The organism is Xanthomonas sp. F4, assembly GCF_011761895.1.
Map to the genome: position 1 here is coordinate 37,564 of NZ_JAASQX010000005.1, position 15,445 is coordinate 53,008.

General features: G+C 69.4%; 14 protein-coding genes. 10 read left to right on the plus strand and 4 right to left on the minus strand.

From position 1 onward, the window contains the following. Positions 1–166 precede the first annotated feature (166 nt). A complete protein-coding gene (locus tag FHR66_RS15980) occupies positions 167–2,062 on the plus strand; it encodes a sigma-54-dependent Fis family transcriptional regulator (protein ID WP_160967198.1) in 1,896 nt (631 codons plus the stop codon). Positions 2,063–2,248: 186 nt separating this feature from the next. Here the strand turns inward: FHR66_RS15980 and FHR66_RS15985 are convergent, their stop codons facing one another. The 3 genes from FHR66_RS15985 to FHR66_RS15995 form a co-directional block, all read right to left on the minus strand. Continuing rightward, the gene (locus tag FHR66_RS15985) at positions 2,249–2,668 is read right to left on the minus strand and encodes a hypothetical protein (RefSeq protein ID WP_160967196.1); all 420 of its coding nucleotides are present in this window, start codon (positions 2,666–2,668) and stop codon (positions 2,249–2,251) included. A 173-nt stretch (positions 2,669–2,841) separates the two neighbouring features. Further along, entirely contained in the window at positions 2,842–3,492 is a 651-nt protein-coding gene (locus tag FHR66_RS15990) for a hypothetical protein (RefSeq protein WP_202394671.1), read from the minus strand. A 54-nt stretch (positions 3,493–3,546) separates the two neighbouring features. After that, on the minus strand, positions 3,547–5,673 hold the full coding sequence (locus tag FHR66_RS15995; protein WP_184448821.1) for a TonB-dependent receptor family protein: 2,127 nt from the start codon (positions 5,671–5,673) through the stop codon (positions 3,547–3,549). A 130-nt stretch (positions 5,674–5,803) separates the two neighbouring features. On the opposite strand from FHR66_RS15995, the gene FHR66_RS16000 reads away from it, so the two are divergent. The 6 genes from FHR66_RS16000 (at position 5,804) to FHR66_RS16025 (ending at position 11,064) form a co-directional block, all read left to right on the plus strand. After that, entirely contained in the window at positions 5,804–7,006 is a 1,203-nt protein-coding gene (locus tag FHR66_RS16000; protein WP_160967194.1) for an amino acid aminotransferase, read from the plus strand. Between the two features lie 249 nt (positions 7,007–7,255). Further along, entirely contained in the window at positions 7,256–8,272 is a 1,017-nt protein-coding gene (locus tag FHR66_RS16005; protein WP_160967192.1) for a class 1 fructose-bisphosphatase, read from the plus strand. 156 nt (positions 8,273–8,428) lie between these two features. Next, positions 8,429–8,941, plus strand: coding sequence for a hypothetical protein (locus FHR66_RS16010; protein WP_237475322.1), 513 nt, complete (start codon positions 8,429–8,431; stop codon positions 8,939–8,941). A 202-nt stretch (positions 8,942–9,143) separates the two neighbouring features. Next, positions 9,144–9,416 (plus strand): hypothetical protein, encoded by a 273-nt coding sequence (locus tag FHR66_RS16015; RefSeq protein ID WP_160967189.1) that lies wholly within the window; start codon positions 9,144–9,146, stop codon positions 9,414–9,416. 166 nt (positions 9,417–9,582) lie between these two features. Beyond that, positions 9,583–10,194 (plus strand): hypothetical protein, encoded by a 612-nt coding sequence (locus FHR66_RS16020; RefSeq protein ID WP_160967187.1) that lies wholly within the window; start codon positions 9,583–9,585, stop codon positions 10,192–10,194. Between the two features lie 162 nt (positions 10,195–10,356). Continuing rightward, entirely contained in the window at positions 10,357–11,064 is a 708-nt protein-coding gene (locus FHR66_RS16025; protein WP_160967185.1) for a 2OG-Fe(II) oxygenase, read from the plus strand. Positions 11,065–11,222: 158 nt separating this feature from the next. Here the strand turns inward: FHR66_RS16025 and FHR66_RS16030 are convergent, their stop codons facing one another. Next, on the minus strand, positions 11,223–12,308 hold the full coding sequence (locus FHR66_RS16030; RefSeq protein ID WP_160967183.1) for a PA0069 family radical SAM protein: 1,086 nt from the start codon (positions 12,306–12,308) through the stop codon (positions 11,223–11,225). A 392-nt stretch (positions 12,309–12,700) separates the two neighbouring features. Between FHR66_RS16030 and cls the strand changes: the two genes are divergently transcribed. The 3 genes from cls (at position 12,701) to FHR66_RS16045 (ending at position 15,317) form a co-directional block, all read left to right on the plus strand. After that, a complete protein-coding gene (gene cls / locus FHR66_RS16035; protein WP_160967181.1) occupies positions 12,701–14,173 on the plus strand; it encodes a cardiolipin synthase in 1,473 nt (490 codons plus the stop codon). Between the two features lie 110 nt (positions 14,174–14,283). Further along, positions 14,284–14,550: a hypothetical protein gene (locus FHR66_RS16040; RefSeq protein WP_160967275.1), complete on the plus strand. Its 267-nt coding sequence runs from the start codon at positions 14,284–14,286 to the stop codon at positions 14,548–14,550. Positions 14,551–14,564: 14 nt separating this feature from the next. Continuing rightward, a complete protein-coding gene (locus FHR66_RS16045; RefSeq protein WP_160967179.1) occupies positions 14,565–15,317 on the plus strand; it encodes a pyridoxine 5'-phosphate synthase in 753 nt (250 codons plus the stop codon). Positions 15,318–15,445: the final 128 nt, after the last annotated feature.

Below are 15,445 nucleotides of genomic sequence, written 5' to 3' on the forward strand. Positions count from 1 at the left end.
TTGCGTGCTGCGCCGCGTCACGTCGTCGCACCGCGACACAGCGACGCATACCTGCCGGTTTTGCTGCGTCGCGTCACGCCTGCCGATTGCACCGTGCCGGCGGATGTGCTGTTTATCGGAACACCCGTATCAACAGGTGTCGCAATCTGCGACAGCGGAGCCGGACATGGCGCAGCAACCGTCCCAACATCAGCTCGGCCAGGCCCGCCGCGCGTTCTTCGAACGCGGCGGCGCGCCGGTCGGGCAGGTGCCCGACACCATCCTGCAATCGTGGCAGCGCTGCCAGCGCCTGGGCTTGGCCGCGGATGCGAAGCCCGCGATCGAGCCGCTGGAAGCCTCGCGCCTGCGCGCCCTGCGCGAGGCGCACGAGCGGCTGTGGCGGCTGGCCCGCGCCGAACTGGAGGGCCTGGCCGGCGACGCCGCGGCCACCGGCAGCATCGTGCTGCTCACCGACGAGGCCGGCTGGATCCTCGACGCCGAAGGCAGCCCGCGCTTCCTCGACAAGGCGGGCAGGGTGGCGCTGATGCCCGGCGCGTGCTGGAGCGAGACCCAGGTCGGTACCAATGCGATCGGCACCGCCATCGTCGAAAGCCGCTCGGTGGAAGTGCGCGGCGGCGAACACTACTTCGCCCCGCACCAGATCCTCAGTTGCGCCGCAGTGCCGATCTTCGATCCGTACGGCCGCCTGGCCGGCGTGCTCGACATCTCCGGCGACGCCAGCGTGCAGCACATGCATGCGCTGGCGCTGGCGCGAATGGCCGTGGCCAACATCGAGCACCGCTACTTCGACGATGGCATTCCCGGCTGCGAACTGCTGCGCGTGCACCACGACCCCGCGCTGCTCGGCACGGCGCGCGAGGCACTGCTGGCATTCCGCAACGGCCGCCTGGTGGCGGCCAACCAGGCCGGGTTGCGGCTGTTCGGGCTGGAACGCCACGAACTCGGGCGCGCGCCCTACGAGGCGCTGTTCGAGGAACCGCTGTCGCGGCTGCGGCAGCAGGGCAGCGTGTTCGACCTGCAGGGGCGGGCGCTGCATGGACGCATCGACAGTCCGGCCGACGACCGCCCGCGGCGGCGCCCGCAGCAGGCGCCGATCACCGTGACGGCGTCGCGGCGCTCGGCCGCGGCCGCGTCCGACGCGCCGCTGTTCGACGCCGCACAGGAGCTTGCGCTGGAACGCGCGCGACGTGTGCTAGACGCGCAACTGCCGGTGCTGGTGCAGGGCGAAACCGGCACCGGCAAGGAAGTGTTCGCGCGCGAACTGCACCGGCGCAGCGCGCGCGCCGGGCGCCCGTTCGTGGCGGTCAACTGCGCGGCGCTGCCGGAAGGGCTGATCGAAGCCGAGCTGTTCGGCTACGAGGACGGCGCCTTCACCGGCGCGCGCAAGCACGGCAGCCCAGGCCTGCTACGCCAAGCCGATGGCGGCGTGCTGTTCCTGGACGAGATCGGCGACATGCCGCTAGCCTTGCAGCCGCGGCTGCTGCGCGTGCTGCAGGAACGCGAACTGCTGCCGCTGGGCGGCGGCAAGCCGGTGAAGCTGGATTTCGCCCTGGTCTGCGCCACCCACCGCGACCTGGACGCGGCGATGGCCGAACAACGTTTCCGGCCCGACCTGTACTACCGCATCGCCCACCACTGCGTGCAGGTGCCGTCGCTGCGCGCGCATCCGGACCGGCGCGCACTGGTCGGCGAACTGTGGGCGCGGCTGGGGCAGGGCAGGCGCCTGACCGAGGCGGCCCTGGCGACACTGGGCGCCTATGCGTGGCCAGGCAATCTGCGCCAATTGGTGGCCTGCCTGCGCACGCTGGTGGCGTTGAGCGAGCCGGGCACGCTGGTGGATACCGACGCCTTGCCGGCCTATCTGCCCGGCATCCGCGCGGCGGAGCAGGGCGGCACCCACGTCGCACCGTCGCCGCTGCCGGCCGCCGATCTCGACAGCCTGGCGCTGCGCGCCATGCGCCAGGCCCTGGACGCCTGCGACGGCAACGTCTCGCAGGCCGCACGCCGATTGGGCATCAGCCGCAGCACGCTGTATCGGCGGCTGCAGTTGGGGGCGCAGTAGCGCGGGCGGTGCAGACGCGGGGGACCTCTTCGGCAAGAAGCCGCGCGATCCGCTAGCCCTGGATCGTCTGTAGGAGCGGCTTCAGCCGCGACAGCGATTCATGGCAATGCCCGTCGCGGCTGAAGCCGCTCCTACAGCGGTTTGCCGCGGTCGGGAAGCGGCAGCGGCAAGCGCATGCACGACGGCTCAGTCGTAGCTGTTGTTCATGCACGGCGAGCTGACCGGCGTCAGCACACTGAAGCTGCTTGCGTACAGCGCGATGATGCAGGTCCCCGGCGCATCGCTCTGCACGTAATTGCATTGTTTGCTGTTGCGGCTACGCGAGCTGCCGTCGCTCATCTGGAACGACAGGTTCCAATAGTCGTTGGAGCCGGTCTGCGCACGTAGCGGTATGGAGGCGATCGCGCCACCTGCCGGCAGCGACGCCGAAGCGGCCGGATCCATGTAATCGCCGCAGGTGTGTTTGACGCTGACGTTGTTGATCGTCTGGCCGGTGCAATTGACCACCGTGAAGGTGCCTTGGTACGGCGTGGCACTGACGCCTTCGGCCAATGCGGGTTTGCTCTTGGTGCCGGCGTTGTCGCGGCTGTCGTCGGATGTGCTCATGGTGCGTCTCCTGGAGAGTGCATGGCGGTGTGCGGGGGGTGTCGCTACGCTAGCGCCGCCGCAAAGCGCGCCGCCAGCGTCCGCTGCCGGTTCGCGTAGACAGGTGCAGTGCGTTTGGTAGACGGCTTGCAGTGGCGGCGCAACGTGTAGACACCACGGCACCTGGTACGGATTCACACGAGGCTGCCAAGCGCCTCCTGCCGCAGCGCCGCTACCGCGTGTGCCTCGCGCTGCATCCGGGCTTCGAACTTGCCGTAGTTCGACAGATGCAGATGCTGATAGACGCATCGACCGCCATCGGCGTACAGCTGTGGTAGGCCATCGCCGATCAGTGGCTGCGCACGTAGCCAGCCGAACGACGGCAGGCGACGCAGCAGTCTCGCAACGCCAGCGGAGACGAACACGTGCCGCGCTCGCCCCTGACGCATCGCCATATCGAGCATGCGCAGGTGGCTGGGATCCAGATCGGACACCACCAGGGAGTTGCGTCCGACCGTTGGCAGATGCAGCAGTTCGACGAACGACACCTCCGCGGCGTCTCCCGGCAGGAAGCCCAGTCGCGCGAAGTTGCGGTGGTAGCGACGGCCATCCCCGCGGTAGCCGGGCAGGAGAAACGGATGGTGGAAACGGTGCTGGCGCCAGAAGTCCACGCCGTCCTGGTGATAGCGCAGCAGTTCGGGGAAGATCGGGCTGCGCTCAATGTCAGGTGCATAGTTCGCATCGAGCCCAACGAACAAAAAGCGTGCGTCCCATGGAGCTGCTCCTTGGAACGGACGTTCGCTGAAGTGCCGGCGAAGTTCTGCGCTGGGATGCAGGGTATACATGTGGCGTCCGGAGGCGGCACCTCCAACAGGTGATCGACTGGCAGTTTCTCTCGGCTAGTGCGGCAAATCCCACTGCAGCCCAATCGTATAGCTGCGGTCCGGACCCGGCTCGTAGTAGCGGCCGTTGCCGTCGTTGACGATGACCGAGCCGATGTAGCGGCGATCGAACGCGTTGTCGATGCGCGCGAAGGTGCGCAGGGTGCCGTGCGCGGTGGTCCAGCGCCGCGCCGCTTCCAGGTTGAGCAGCGCGTAGCCGGGTGCGGACTCGCTGGCCAGGTCGTTGACCACGGTGTCGCCGGCGGCAACGCCCTCCACCGCGAACTGCCAGGCGCGCGGCTGCCACTGCCAGCGCGCGAACAATTGCTGGCGCGGTACGCCGGGCAGGCGGGTGCCGGCCGCCACCACCGCGGTGGGCGTGGCGCAGCCGCTGCTGGCGCAGGTCAGGTAGGCCTGGCGCACCGTCGCCTGCAGCCATGTGTAGGCCACCTGCAGTTGCGCGCTGTCGCCCAACGGCAGGGTCAGGCTGGTCTCGGCGCCCTGGCGGCGGGTGCGGCCGATGTTGCGGTAGGTGCTGCGGCCATTGAGGTTGCTGGCCACCGCCAGTTCGTCGTCGGTGCTGGCGCGGAACAGCGCCGCATCCCAGCTGGCGCCGGCGGCGTTGCGCCACTTCGCGCCCAGTTCCAGGTTCTGGCTGCGCGCCGCGGCCAGGTCCAACGCCAGGCCGGCACCGCCGTCGCGGCGGTAGCCCAGCTCGTTGAAGGTCGGGGTCTCGAACCCGCGCCCGGCCGAGGCATAGAGCCGCAGGTCGTCGCTGACGCGGAACACCAGCCCGGCCACCGGCGTGGTCGCTGCGTAGTCGGTGCGGCCGCTGTCGTCGGGATTGCGGCCGACGATGTACGCATCGTCCGAGCGGAATCGCACCTGGCTGTGGCGCAGGCCGGCCAGCAGCGACCAGCGCTCGGCGAACTGCCACCAGGCCTGGGCGAACTGGTCTACGTTCTCCACCCGGTCCTCCTGGTCGCGGCGCAGCCGGCCCTTCACCCCGAGCGTGCTGCCGACGAAGTTCTCGTAGCCGGTGCGGTGCTGTTGCTGGCGGTCGGCGTTGGCGCCGACGGTGAACTGGAACGGGCGGCCACCCAGCGCGCCCTGCCAGGCCCAGCGCGCGTCGAGGCCGCCGTAGTCGCCGTCCAGGTCGATCACGCCACCCGCGTTGAGCGGATTGCTCTGTGCGCCCACCGGAACCGAGAGGTATTGGGTGACGTCGCGGCGTCCGGCATAGCCCATCAGCCGCCAGGTCTGCTGATCCACCTGCTGGGTGAAGATGGCGCCGGCCTGCACCTGGCGGGTGGACTTGCGGGTGTCGAATTGGCCGGCCGCGGCGGTGGCCTGGCGCGGGTCGGCGGCGGCCTGGGCGCGGCTCAGGCCCAGCGGATCCTGCGCATCGGGCGCTTCCAGCGCGTTGAGCAGCAGGTCCAGGCGCCGCCCGGGCGCCAGGTCGATGCCGATCTTGGCGTTGAAGGTGGTGCGCTGCGCACGGCTGTGGTCGCGGTAGCCGTCGGTGCTGAAGTGGGTGGCGGCCAGGTTGTAGTGGACCTCGCCTTGCTGGCCCAGCGCCTGCGCGCTGAGGGCCGCGGTGCCGTGGCTGCCGATCGCGCTGCGCAGCCGCCATGGATCGTCCGGCTGGCCGTCGGCGCTCCACAACTGCACCACGCCGCCGGAGGAGTTGCCGTACAGCGCCGAGAACGGCCCGCGCAGCACCTCGACCCGCTCGCTGCCGAACAGGTTGAAGTTGGACAGCTGGCCCTGGCCATCCGGCATCGTCGCCGGGATCCCGTCCAGCAGCAGGCGCACGCCGCGCACGCCGAACGCCGAACGCGCGCCGAAGCCGCGGATCGACAGCTGGGTGTCCTGCGCATAGTTCTGGCGGTCGCGGGCGAGCAGGCCGGGCACCCCGGCCAGGGCCTCGGAGGCCTGCACGCCGAGGCGGTCGCTGTCGCCCAGGCCGGTGGTGGTCAGCGACGCCGGCAGGTCGAAATCGGCCACGCCGCCGACGCGGGCGGCCTGGACCTGCAACGCGGGCAGGGTGGTGGCGGGATCCTCGCCGGGAGCGGCGTGGGCCAGGGAGGACAACGCCAAGGCGCAGGCCCCGCAGAGCAGGGCAGAGGGCAGGGGAACGGACATGCGCCATCATCGCCCATGTGCCGCCGGGCCGCACCCGGCCAAGCGCGGCAGCGTTTGTTAGGATGAGGTGTTTGACCGCGCCGGCTCCGGTCCCCCCGGCCCCCACCTCCGCCACCGAACGAGTACCGCCGTGTCCTTCTTTGCAAACGTGGAACAGGTCCCAGGCGACCCGATCCTGGGCCTGACCGAGGCCTACAACGCCGACTCCCGCCCGACCAAGGTCAACCTGGGCGTGGGCATCTACTACGACGAAAACGGCCGCATCCCGCTGCTGCGCGCCGTGCAGCAGATCGAGCAGCAGCTGGCGCAGGACGCCAAGCCGCGCGGTTACCTGCCGATCGACGGCCTGCCCGCCTACGACCTGGCCACGCAGAAACTGCTGTTCGGCGCCGAGTCGCCGCTGCTGGCGGCCGGCCGCGTCGCCACCTCGCAGACCGTCGGCGGCAGCGGTGCGCTGCGCGTGGGCGCGGACCTGCTGAAGAAGCTGCTGTCCACCTCGACCATCGCCATCAGCAACCCGAGCTGGGAGAACCACCGCGCGGTGTTCGGCGCCGCCGGCTTCGACGTGGTCGAGTACACCTACTTCGATCCGGCCAGCCACGGCCTGAACTTCGACGGCATGCTCGCCGACCTGCGCCAGCTCGCGCCCGGCAGCGTGGTGCTGCTGCACGCCTGCTGCCACAACCCCACCGGCGCCGACCTGAGCCAGGCGCAGTGGCGCACCGTGGCCGAGCTGCTGAAGGAACGCAACCTGTTCCCGTTCGTGGACATCGCCTACCAGGGCTTCGACAAGGGCATCGACGCCGACGCCTACGCGGTGCGCCTGCTGGCCGAGGTCGGCATCGACAGCTACGTGGTCGCCAGTTCCTACTCCAAGTCGTTCTCGCTATACGGCGAGCGCGTCGGCGCGCTGTCGGTGGTCTCGGCCAACGCCGCCGAGAGCAAGGCGGTGCAGTCGCAGGTCAAGCGCATCATCCGCACCATCTACTCCAGCCCGTCCACGCACGGCGCCGCGCTGGTCGCCGGAGTGCTCAACAGCCCCGAACTGCGCACGATGTGGGAGCAGGAGCTGACCGAGATGCGCGAGCGCATCCACGCCCTGCGCGCCGGCATGGTGCAGAAGCTGGCCGCCCTGGGCGCGCCGGAGTTCGGCTTCATCCAGCAGCAGGCCGGCATGTTCTCGTACTCGGGCCTGAGCAAGGCGCAGGTGGACCGGCTGCGCGATGAGTTCGGCATCTACGCGGTCGGCACCGGCCGCATCTGCGTGGCTGCGCTGAGCCAGAAGAACCTGGACTACGTGACCCAGGCCGTGGCGACCGTGCACAAGGGCTGATCGCGCACGGAAGCATCGCAACACGAAGCCGGAAGCGCCTGCGCTTCCGGTTTTTTTTGTGCCTGCGCTTGCGCAGCTGCTGTGGGAGGGGCTTCAGTCCCCCGACGCATGCCGTCCTCCTGACACGCCAATCTCCCATCGGCCATGGCGTTGCGACGCCATTGCATGCCATCGCTCGCGCGCTAATCGAAATCTCATGCAACAGCCGCGACAATAGGCGCCTTCCTCAACGAAAGGCTGCCTGCGCCCATGTCGCGAACCTCGCTGACCCGCTTCCTGATCGAAGAACAGCATGCCGGGCGTATCGGCCCGGAGCTGCGCCAGCTCATCACGATCGTGTCCCGCGCCTGCAAGCGCATCTCCATCGCAGTCAGCAAGGGCGCCCTCGGCGGCGTGCTCGGCGACGCCGGCACCGGCAACGTGCAGGGCGAAGCGCAGAAGAAGCTGGACGTGCTCAGCAACGACATCCTGCTGGAAGCCAACGCCTGGGGCGGGCACTTGGCCGCCTGCGCCTCGGAAGAGATGGACCACTGCCAACCGGTGCCCGACAAGTATCCCAGCGGCGATTTCCTGCTGCTGTTCGATCCGCTGGACGGCAGCTCCAACATCGACGTCAACGTCTCGGTCGGCACCATCTTCTCGGTGCTGCGCGCACCGCCGGGCACCGACAAGCCCGGCGACGAGCACTTCCTGCAGCCGGGCACCGCGCAGGTCGCCGCCGGCTACTGCATCTACGGCCCCAGCACGATGCTGGTGCTGACCCTGGGCCACGGCACCCACGCCTTCACCCTGGAACGCGAGGAGGGCAGCTTCCTGCTGACCCAGGCCGACATGCGCATCCCCGAGGACACCGCCGAGTTCGCGATCAACATGTCCAACCAGCGCCACTGGGAGGCGCCGATGCAGCAGTACGTGGCCGACCTGCTGGCCGGCAGCGAAGGCGTGCGCGGCAAGAACTTCAACATGCGCTGGATCGCCAGCATGGTCGCCGACGTGCACCGCATCCTCACCCGCGGCGGCATCTTCATCTACCCGTGGGACAAGAAGGACCCGGGCAAGGCCGGCAAGCTGCGGCTGATGTACGAAGCCAACCCGATGGGCATGCTGGTGGAGCAGGCCGGCGGCGCCGCCAGCACCGGCCGCGCGCGCATCCTCGGCCTGCAGCCGGAACAACTGCACCAGCGCGTGCCGGTGTTCCTGGGCTCCAAGAACGAGGTGGCCGAAGCGGTGCGGTATCACCTGGAGCACGACCGCCGCCAAGGCTGAGCGTGGTTCGACAGCCGCACGTGCGGACGCCCCTGGACGATGGCGGCTGTCGCCAGCGCTGCCGTATAGTCGGTACCGCATCGCCGGCATGGTCGCGCCCCTGGCCGGCGCGCGGCGATGCGGCAGGATGCAACCGAGACGAACAAGGAGGTTCCGATGCGTTGGTGCGTGATGCTGGTGGCGGGGTTGTGGAGCGGGCTGCTGTCCGCTGCCGAACCCTTTCGCATGCAGAACCTCATGCTGCTGCAACCCGAATCGGTGATGCGCGATCGCGCCGAGAACGTCGACGCGCTCGCGGCATATGTGAAGGCGCTCAATGCCACCGCGTCGCGCGAACTTGCGCGGGTCGGTGCGCCACGGCCCGCAGCCGGCTTCGTGGCCGTGGCCGTCCGCCCCGGCGGCCGTTCCCGGGTCTGGCTGGATCTGGCACCCGCACTTCCCGATGCGGTGGCGAACCCGCTGGTCACCGCATTGGAGCGCGTGCCGCCGTTCCAGGCCAAGGGCGGCGTAGTGGTGTTCGCGCTCAACGTCACGCTGTGGGACGCGCCGCCGACCGAGCGCCAAGGCCCATGGCCAGCGGCGTGGCAGCGTGCCGCCGAAGGCGAACAGTCGCCGATGGAGGTCGGCGACCTGGTCGATCGGGTCTGGCCAGCGAGTGCGGCGCACTGAGGCTGCATCCACGCGTTCGCGTGCGTTCTGGCGCATGACAGATCCGTCCGCCGCGACGACAAACCGATTTGCACCGCCGGCGGCGCGTCGGCCATCGCCTAGCGTCCTGGCTGCGGTAGGGTAGCGGCGTCCGGCGAGCGCGGAACGCACTGATGGCCGGCGGTCGTCGCGTGCACCGGGTCGTCCCGGGTGGGAGGAAACCATGAACCAGACCCTTGTCGTGCTGTTCTTCTTCGCCACCGCACCGGTCGCGCTGATGCCCACCGTCATCGCGCTGTTCACCCGCCATCGCTGGCGGCGGCGGATCGTGCTGGTCAACCTGGCGCTGTGGACTGTGCTGTTTTTCGCCGCCAGGAGCTTCACCCTGTACAACTCCAGCCGCTTCGAGCTGCCGACCCTGCTTGCGCTGGCGGTGTGGCTGGCGCTGCTGGGCATCGCGATCCGCGGTAATCCTGCGCAGTCGAAGGAACCCTAGCGGAACCCCACACCCGGCAAGCGGACCTCTCTGCATCCTGCATCGCGGTAGCATCGGCAAGCGCTCTTCAGCAGGATCGCAGTAGACAAATCCTCGCCACGGCCGGTCGGACGCGCGACTGGCGCTTAGCATCATGCGCGGTCGTTGAACGCACGGGAGTGCGGAGATGCAAGTTCCGTCGGAGTTCCAGCATAATCTTTCCCAGAGCGCGCTGGATTTTCAGACTCGGGTCTGGCCGCACATCGCTTCGCACCCACGTATCGGCGGGGGCGAACTGCATCTGGTCGAGGCAAACGTGGACACCGCGCTCGCGCGCGATCTGGACACCTTGGCCGGGATCGACGCATGGCAGGTCGTGGGTAACCGCATCGGCATGCGCAGCATCGCAAGCCGAGTCCAATGGGGTCAGGACCGCAGGACCTTTTCCATCCGCTACCGCAAGCCGAGCGGTGCCGAGACCGAATACGAAAAGCGCCTGGCGGCGATCAGGCATCCTGAGCTTGGCCTGAGCTATCCGCACCTCACGGTGCAGGCTTTTCTGGATGAGCGCGGCGGTCGCGTCTGCAGCGTCGCCGCGATCACCACCGAACACCTGATCCTGCAGGCGGAAAAGTTGCTTGGCTGGGGTCGTCTGGTCGACGGTTCGGATAGACGCTTCGGACTTCGACGGCTCCCGGACGGCACCGAATTCCTGTACATGCATTGGGACTATTTGCTGTTCACCGAGTTGGCCCCACACCTGACGATCTTCGAGGGAGCGGCGGCCGACGTCGGCTGAACCCGGCAGTGGCGTTCGCGGGGCGAGGTGCGCCACTGCGGGCCGAGGTCCGCTGGGGCGAACCTCGGCGCGGCCGGGCATGGCAAACCGTCCTCTGCCGGCAACATGCGCACGGGCGTCCGCATAGCTGCGGCGCCGGCAGATCGCTGGTAAGGTCGCGCGATGTCCGACACGCATCCCGATTTCATCGAAGTGTTCGAGGGCGCCATGTCCCGCGAGGACTGCGCCGCCATCCTGCGCCGCCTGCGCGGCAGCACCCAGTTGCGGCCCGGCGAGGTCGGCAGCGGCGTGTTCCCCGAGCTCAAGCGCAGCCGCGACCTGCGCATCAGCGGCCTGGAACCGTGGCGCGACGTGGAACAGCGGCTGCAGCAGGCCGTCTTCGGCGGGCTGCTCGGCTATCTGCGCAAGTACCCGCAGACCCTGATCTCGCCGCTGATGCTGCAGGTGCCGGGCGCCGATGGCCAGCCGCACCGGCTCGGTGCCGACGACTTCGCCCTGCTCGACGATGCCGCGCTGTCCAACCTGGCCCGTACCTGCCTGCGTCCGGGCGCGATCAACCTGCAGTGGTACGAGGCGGGCGAGGGCGGCTATCCGTACTGGCACTGCGAACTGTATCCGCGCGATCCGAGCGCCGAGACCCTGCACCGACACCTGCTGTGGACCCTGTACCTCAACGACGATTTCGAAGAGGGCGAGACCGAATTCCTGTTCCAGCGCCGCAAGATCGCCCCGCGTGCGGGCAGCCTGCTGATCGCCCCCACCGCCTTCACCCACACCCACCGCGGCAACCGTCCGCAGCGCGGCGACAAGTTCATCGCCACCAGCTGGATCCTGTTCCAGTCGGCGCAGGCGCTTTACGGCCGGGAGTAGGGATTCGGGATTGGGGATTCGTCAAAAGCAGGGATTGGGGATTCGGGATTGGGGATTCGCAAGAGCGGCGTGGCGCGGCGGCCTGACGCAGCCACTGCAATCCAGCTGCCAAGAAAGCAGCTTTTACGAATCCCCAATCCCGAATCCCCAATCCCCGCTCAAAACAACTCGCCCTGCGGCGATGGCGGTCGTGGCGGCAGCGGTTTGACGAAGTGGCTGCAATCCAGGCGGCGGCGCGGGGATTGGGCATAGCCCAGCCGTTTGTGCGCCAGCGCGAAGCGCCGCGCCAGCAGGTCGGCATAGACCCCTTCGCCACGCATGCGCTTGCCGAAGGTGCTGTCGTAGTCCTTGCCGCCGCGCAGTTGCTGCACCGTGCTCATCACATGCGCGGCGCGGTCGGGATGATGCGCCTGCAGCCAGTCGCGGAACAGCGGCGCCACCTCGTGCGGCAGGCGCAGCAGCACGTAGCCGGCGGACTCGGCGCCGGCGTCGCGGGCCGCCTCCAGCACCGCTTCCAGGGCATGGTCGTTGATCCACGGGATCACCGGCGCCACCATCACCCCGACCGGCACGCCGGCCTCGTGCAGGGCCCGCATCGCCCGCAGCCGTGCGTGCGGCGCCGAGGCGCGCGGCTCGAGCTTGGCCGACAGCCGCGGGTCCAGCGACGTCACCGAGAAGTGCACGCTGACCAGGTTATCGCGGGCCAGCGGCGCCAGCAGATCCAGGTCGCGCTCGACCAGCGCGTTCTTGGTGATCAGCGAGAACGGGTGGCGGGTCTCGGCGAAGACCTCGATCAGGCGCCGAGTCAGCTGCAGCTTGCGCTCGATCGGCTGGTAGGCGTCGGTGTTGATGCCCAGTGCGATCGGGCTGGGCACGTAGCCGGGCTTGGCCAGTTCGCGGCGCAGCAGCTCCGGGGCATTGGTCTTGGCGAACAGCCGCGTCTCGAAATCCAGCCCCGGCGACAGGTTCAGATAGGCGTGGCTGGGGCGGGCGAAGCAGTAGCTGCAGCCGTGCTCGCAACCGCGGTACGGGTTCACCGACTGCGCGAACCCCACGTCTGGCGACTGGTTGCGGCTGATGATGCTGCGCGCGGTCTCCTCGCTCACCTGGGTGCGCAGGCGCGGTTCGGCGAACTCCTCGCTGTCGTCGGGGTGCCAGCCGTCGTCCTCGGCCTGGCTGACGGTCCGTTCGAAGCGGCCAGGCAGGTGGCTGCCGGCGCCGCGGCCCTTGATGGCAGTGCTCATCGGCATAGGCTACGCGCCGGCCGTCTCGGCGGATGCGACGGCGTGCGCCGGTGCGCTGAATCTTTCAGACCGATGCCTGCCGTATGGCCACATGCGCGGCTCGTGCAGGCATCGAGCGCGACGGCAACGCAGCCGATCGACGCTCCATGCCGACCGGTCGCGACGATGTCGCCGTTCGCCGGAGCGGAACCCGTCGCTCGCGAACGCGATACGACAGGCGTCACGCGGCTGCCGCGAACACGTGGCATACACCATGAAGTGCCGCGCCGGTTCGCAGAACGGGTCGCCACCAGCAAGCCCGACAGCAACCGCGCGCGATCTGGTCGGTCGCCGAAGACCCGCACCGGCATCGCCATCGCCGCAACGGCTACCGCACCCTCTAGAATCCGCCGATGCTCGTGATCGCGACTCTGCAGAACACCTGGGACCGGCTGACCGGCATCCCGCACATCGGCGCCTACGTCACCGCCGCCTACCTGCTGTACATCCTGTGGCTGAGCGGCTGGATCGTGCTGCAGAAGCGCGAGCCGGCGGCGACGCTGAGCTGGGTGCTGTCGCTGGCCGCCTTGCCCTACCTGGGCTTCGTCATCTACTACCTGCTGGGCCCACAGAAGGTGAAGCGGCAGCGCCTGCGCCGCGGCCGTTCGCGTTCGGGCATGGAGCACTACAGCAGCGTGTGTCCGCCGGACACCGACTGCACCGAGCTGGCCAAGATCGCCCAGGCCACCACCGGCCTGGCGCCGAGCTCGGCCACCGCGGTGCAATGGCTGGTCGACGGCGCGGCCACCTACGAGGCGATCGTGCGTGACATCGGCGCGGCGCAGCACCACGTGCACCTGGAGTACTACATCTTCAACCCCGACCGCACCGGCACGCGCATCCGCGATGCGCTGGTCGAGCGCGCCCGCGCCGGCGTGCGGGTGCGCCTGCTGCTGGATGCGGTCGGCTCCTCGCAGGTGCGCAAGCGCTTCCTGCGGCCGCTGCTGGAGGCCGGCGCCGAGGTGGCATGGTTCCATCCCACCCAGTTGCTGCGGCCGTTCAAGTTCAAGCGGCCCTGGGTCAACCTGCGCACCCACCGCAAGATCGTGGTGATCGACGGGCGCATCGCCTTCACCGGCGGCATCAACGTCACCGACGAGGAGAACGAGGCGTTGCGCGCAGACGCCTACCGCGACCTGCACGTCCGCTGCGAGGGCCACGTGGTGCGCAGCCTGCAGCTGGTGTTCGTAGAGGACTGGCTGTACGCCACCCGGCAGGGCCGCGACGCCTTCGACATGGCGCGGATCTGGCCCAACGACATGCCCAGCCGCGACGCCGGCACCATCCAGGCGCAGGTGCTGGTGTCGGGGCCGGACTCGTCGTGGGAGAGCATCCATCGCCTGCAGGTCGCATCGATCTACGAGGCGCAACGGCGGGTGTGGCTGGTCACGCCGTATTTCGTGCCGGGCGAGGCCGCGCGCATGGCGCTGACCTCGGCGGCGCTGGGCGGGCTGGACGTGCGCCTGCTGGTGCCCAAGCGCAGCGACTCGCGGCTGGTGACGCTGGCCGCGCGTTCGTACTTCGACGAACTGCTGCAGGCCGGCGTGCGGATCTACGAGTATGGCCCGCGCATGCTGCACACCAAGGCGCTGATCACCGACGAGGACCTGTGCCTGGTCGGCAGCGCCAACTTCGACAATCGCAGTTTCCGGCTCAACTTCGAGGTCGCCACGCTGTTCCGCGACCGCGGCCTGACCCGGCAGCTAGCCGAACTGCTGGAAGGCGAGATGGCCGACGCGGTGCGCGTGCGCGACGACCGCAAGCGCTCGCTGTGGCGCTACCGGCTGCCGGAGGCGGTGGCGCGACTGACCTCGCCGCTGTTGTAGCCGCGACCATCGTGGTGCCCCCGCGCCCGGACCGTGGCGCGCCGGCCGTGCACCACGTGGAACCGGCACGCCCGGCGGCGCTACACTGCGCCATCCTTGGGGAGATCGTCATGTACTGGCTCTTTCTGCCGCTCGCGCTGGGTGTTTTCGTTCTGGCGTTCACGACGCCGCACATGTGGTTGCTGGTGGTGAGCCTGCTGGCCGCCCTGGCTTTCCTGCTGGCCTGGGCACGCGGCTGGTACGTGGCGAAGATCGGCGACGCCAGCCAGCGCGACGCGATGCCGATGATCGATCCGGCCGAACTGCGCCGGCTGCGCGAGCAGGCCGAGGCGCGCCGCGCCGCGGCCGCCGCCAGCGACGACGCCTCAGCGCCGTAAGCGGCACGCCGGCGATGACCAAGCTCAGCGTCAACGTCAACAAGATCGCGGTGTTGCGCAATTCGCGCGGCGGCGACCTGCCCAGCGTGCTCGAGGCGGCGCGTACGTGCCTGGATGCCGGTGCGCACGGCATCACCGTGCACCCGCGCCCGGATCGGCGCCACATCCATGCCGAGGATGTGCTGGCGCTGGCCGCGCTGACCCGCGAGCGCGGCGTCGAATTCAACATCGAGGGCAATCCGTTCGCCCCGCCGCGGCCCGGCTATCCGGGGCTGATCGCCCTGTGCGCGCAGACGCGTCCGGCGCAGGCGACCCTGGTGCCCGACGGCGACGGCCAGCTCACCTCCGACCACGGCTTCGATTTCGGTCGCGACAGCGAACGCCTGCGTCCGCTGATTGCCGAACTGAAGGCGCTGGGCTGCCGCGTCAGTCTCTTCGTCGATGCCGACAATCCTGACCTGGCGGTGGCGGCCGAACTGGGCGCCGACCGCATCGAGCTCTACACCGGCCCCTATGCCGCCGCGTGGGACGAGGGCGACAGCGCCGCGGCGGCGCCCTTCGCGGCCGCCGCACGCCGCGCCCAGGCCGCCGGACTGGGCGTCAACGCCGGCCACGACCTGGCCCAGGCCAACCTCGGCGCGTTCCTGGCGCACGTGCCGCAGGTGCTGGAAGTGTCGATCGGCCACGCGCTGATCGGCGAGGCGCTGTACGCCGGGCTCGATGCGACGGTGAAGGCCTATCTGGCGGTTCTGGACGCGAACCGGTAGCCGCTAGCTAGACCCTAGCTGCGCTGCCCTGATCGCAGCCGCATGCGGCGACCGCCGCACAACGTCCGCGATGCGCGTGAAACCAGGCTCGGCACGCCACCGGGCTGGAGTCCGACAAGCACGGAACC

Coding starts and splice junctions, on each gene's coding strand:
- FHR66_RS15980 (WP_160967198.1), top strand. CDS start 167: ATGGCGCAGCAACCGTCCCAACATCAGCTCGGCCAGGCCCGCCGCGCG.
- FHR66_RS15985 (WP_160967196.1), bottom strand. CDS start 2,668: ATGAGCACATCCGACGACAGCCGCGACAACGCCGGCACCAAGAGCAAA.
- FHR66_RS15990 (WP_202394671.1), bottom strand. CDS start 3,492: ATGTATACCCTGCATCCCAGCGCAGAACTTCGCCGGCACTTCAGCGAA.
- FHR66_RS15995 (WP_184448821.1), bottom strand. CDS start 5,673: ATGTCCGTTCCCCTGCCCTCTGCCCTGCTCTGCGGGGCCTGCGCCTTG.
- FHR66_RS16005 (WP_160967192.1), top strand. CDS start 7,256: ATGTCGCGAACCTCGCTGACCCGCTTCCTGATCGAAGAACAGCATGCC.
- FHR66_RS16010 (WP_237475322.1), top strand. CDS start 8,429: ATGCGTTGGTGCGTGATGCTGGTGGCGGGGTTGTGGAGCGGGCTGCTG.
- FHR66_RS16015 (WP_160967189.1), top strand. CDS start 9,144: ATGAACCAGACCCTTGTCGTGCTGTTCTTCTTCGCCACCGCACCGGTC.
- FHR66_RS16020 (WP_160967187.1), top strand. CDS start 9,583: ATGCAAGTTCCGTCGGAGTTCCAGCATAATCTTTCCCAGAGCGCGCTG.
- FHR66_RS16025 (WP_160967185.1), top strand. CDS start 10,357: ATGTCCGACACGCATCCCGATTTCATCGAAGTGTTCGAGGGCGCCATG.
- FHR66_RS16030 (WP_160967183.1), bottom strand. CDS start 12,308: ATGAGCACTGCCATCAAGGGCCGCGGCGCCGGCAGCCACCTGCCTGGC.
- cls (WP_160967181.1), top strand. CDS start 12,701: ATGCTCGTGATCGCGACTCTGCAGAACACCTGGGACCGGCTGACCGGC.
- FHR66_RS16040 (WP_160967275.1), top strand. CDS start 14,284: ATGTACTGGCTCTTTCTGCCGCTCGCGCTGGGTGTTTTCGTTCTGGCG.
- FHR66_RS16045 (WP_160967179.1), top strand. CDS start 14,565: ATGACCAAGCTCAGCGTCAACGTCAACAAGATCGCGGTGTTGCGCAAT.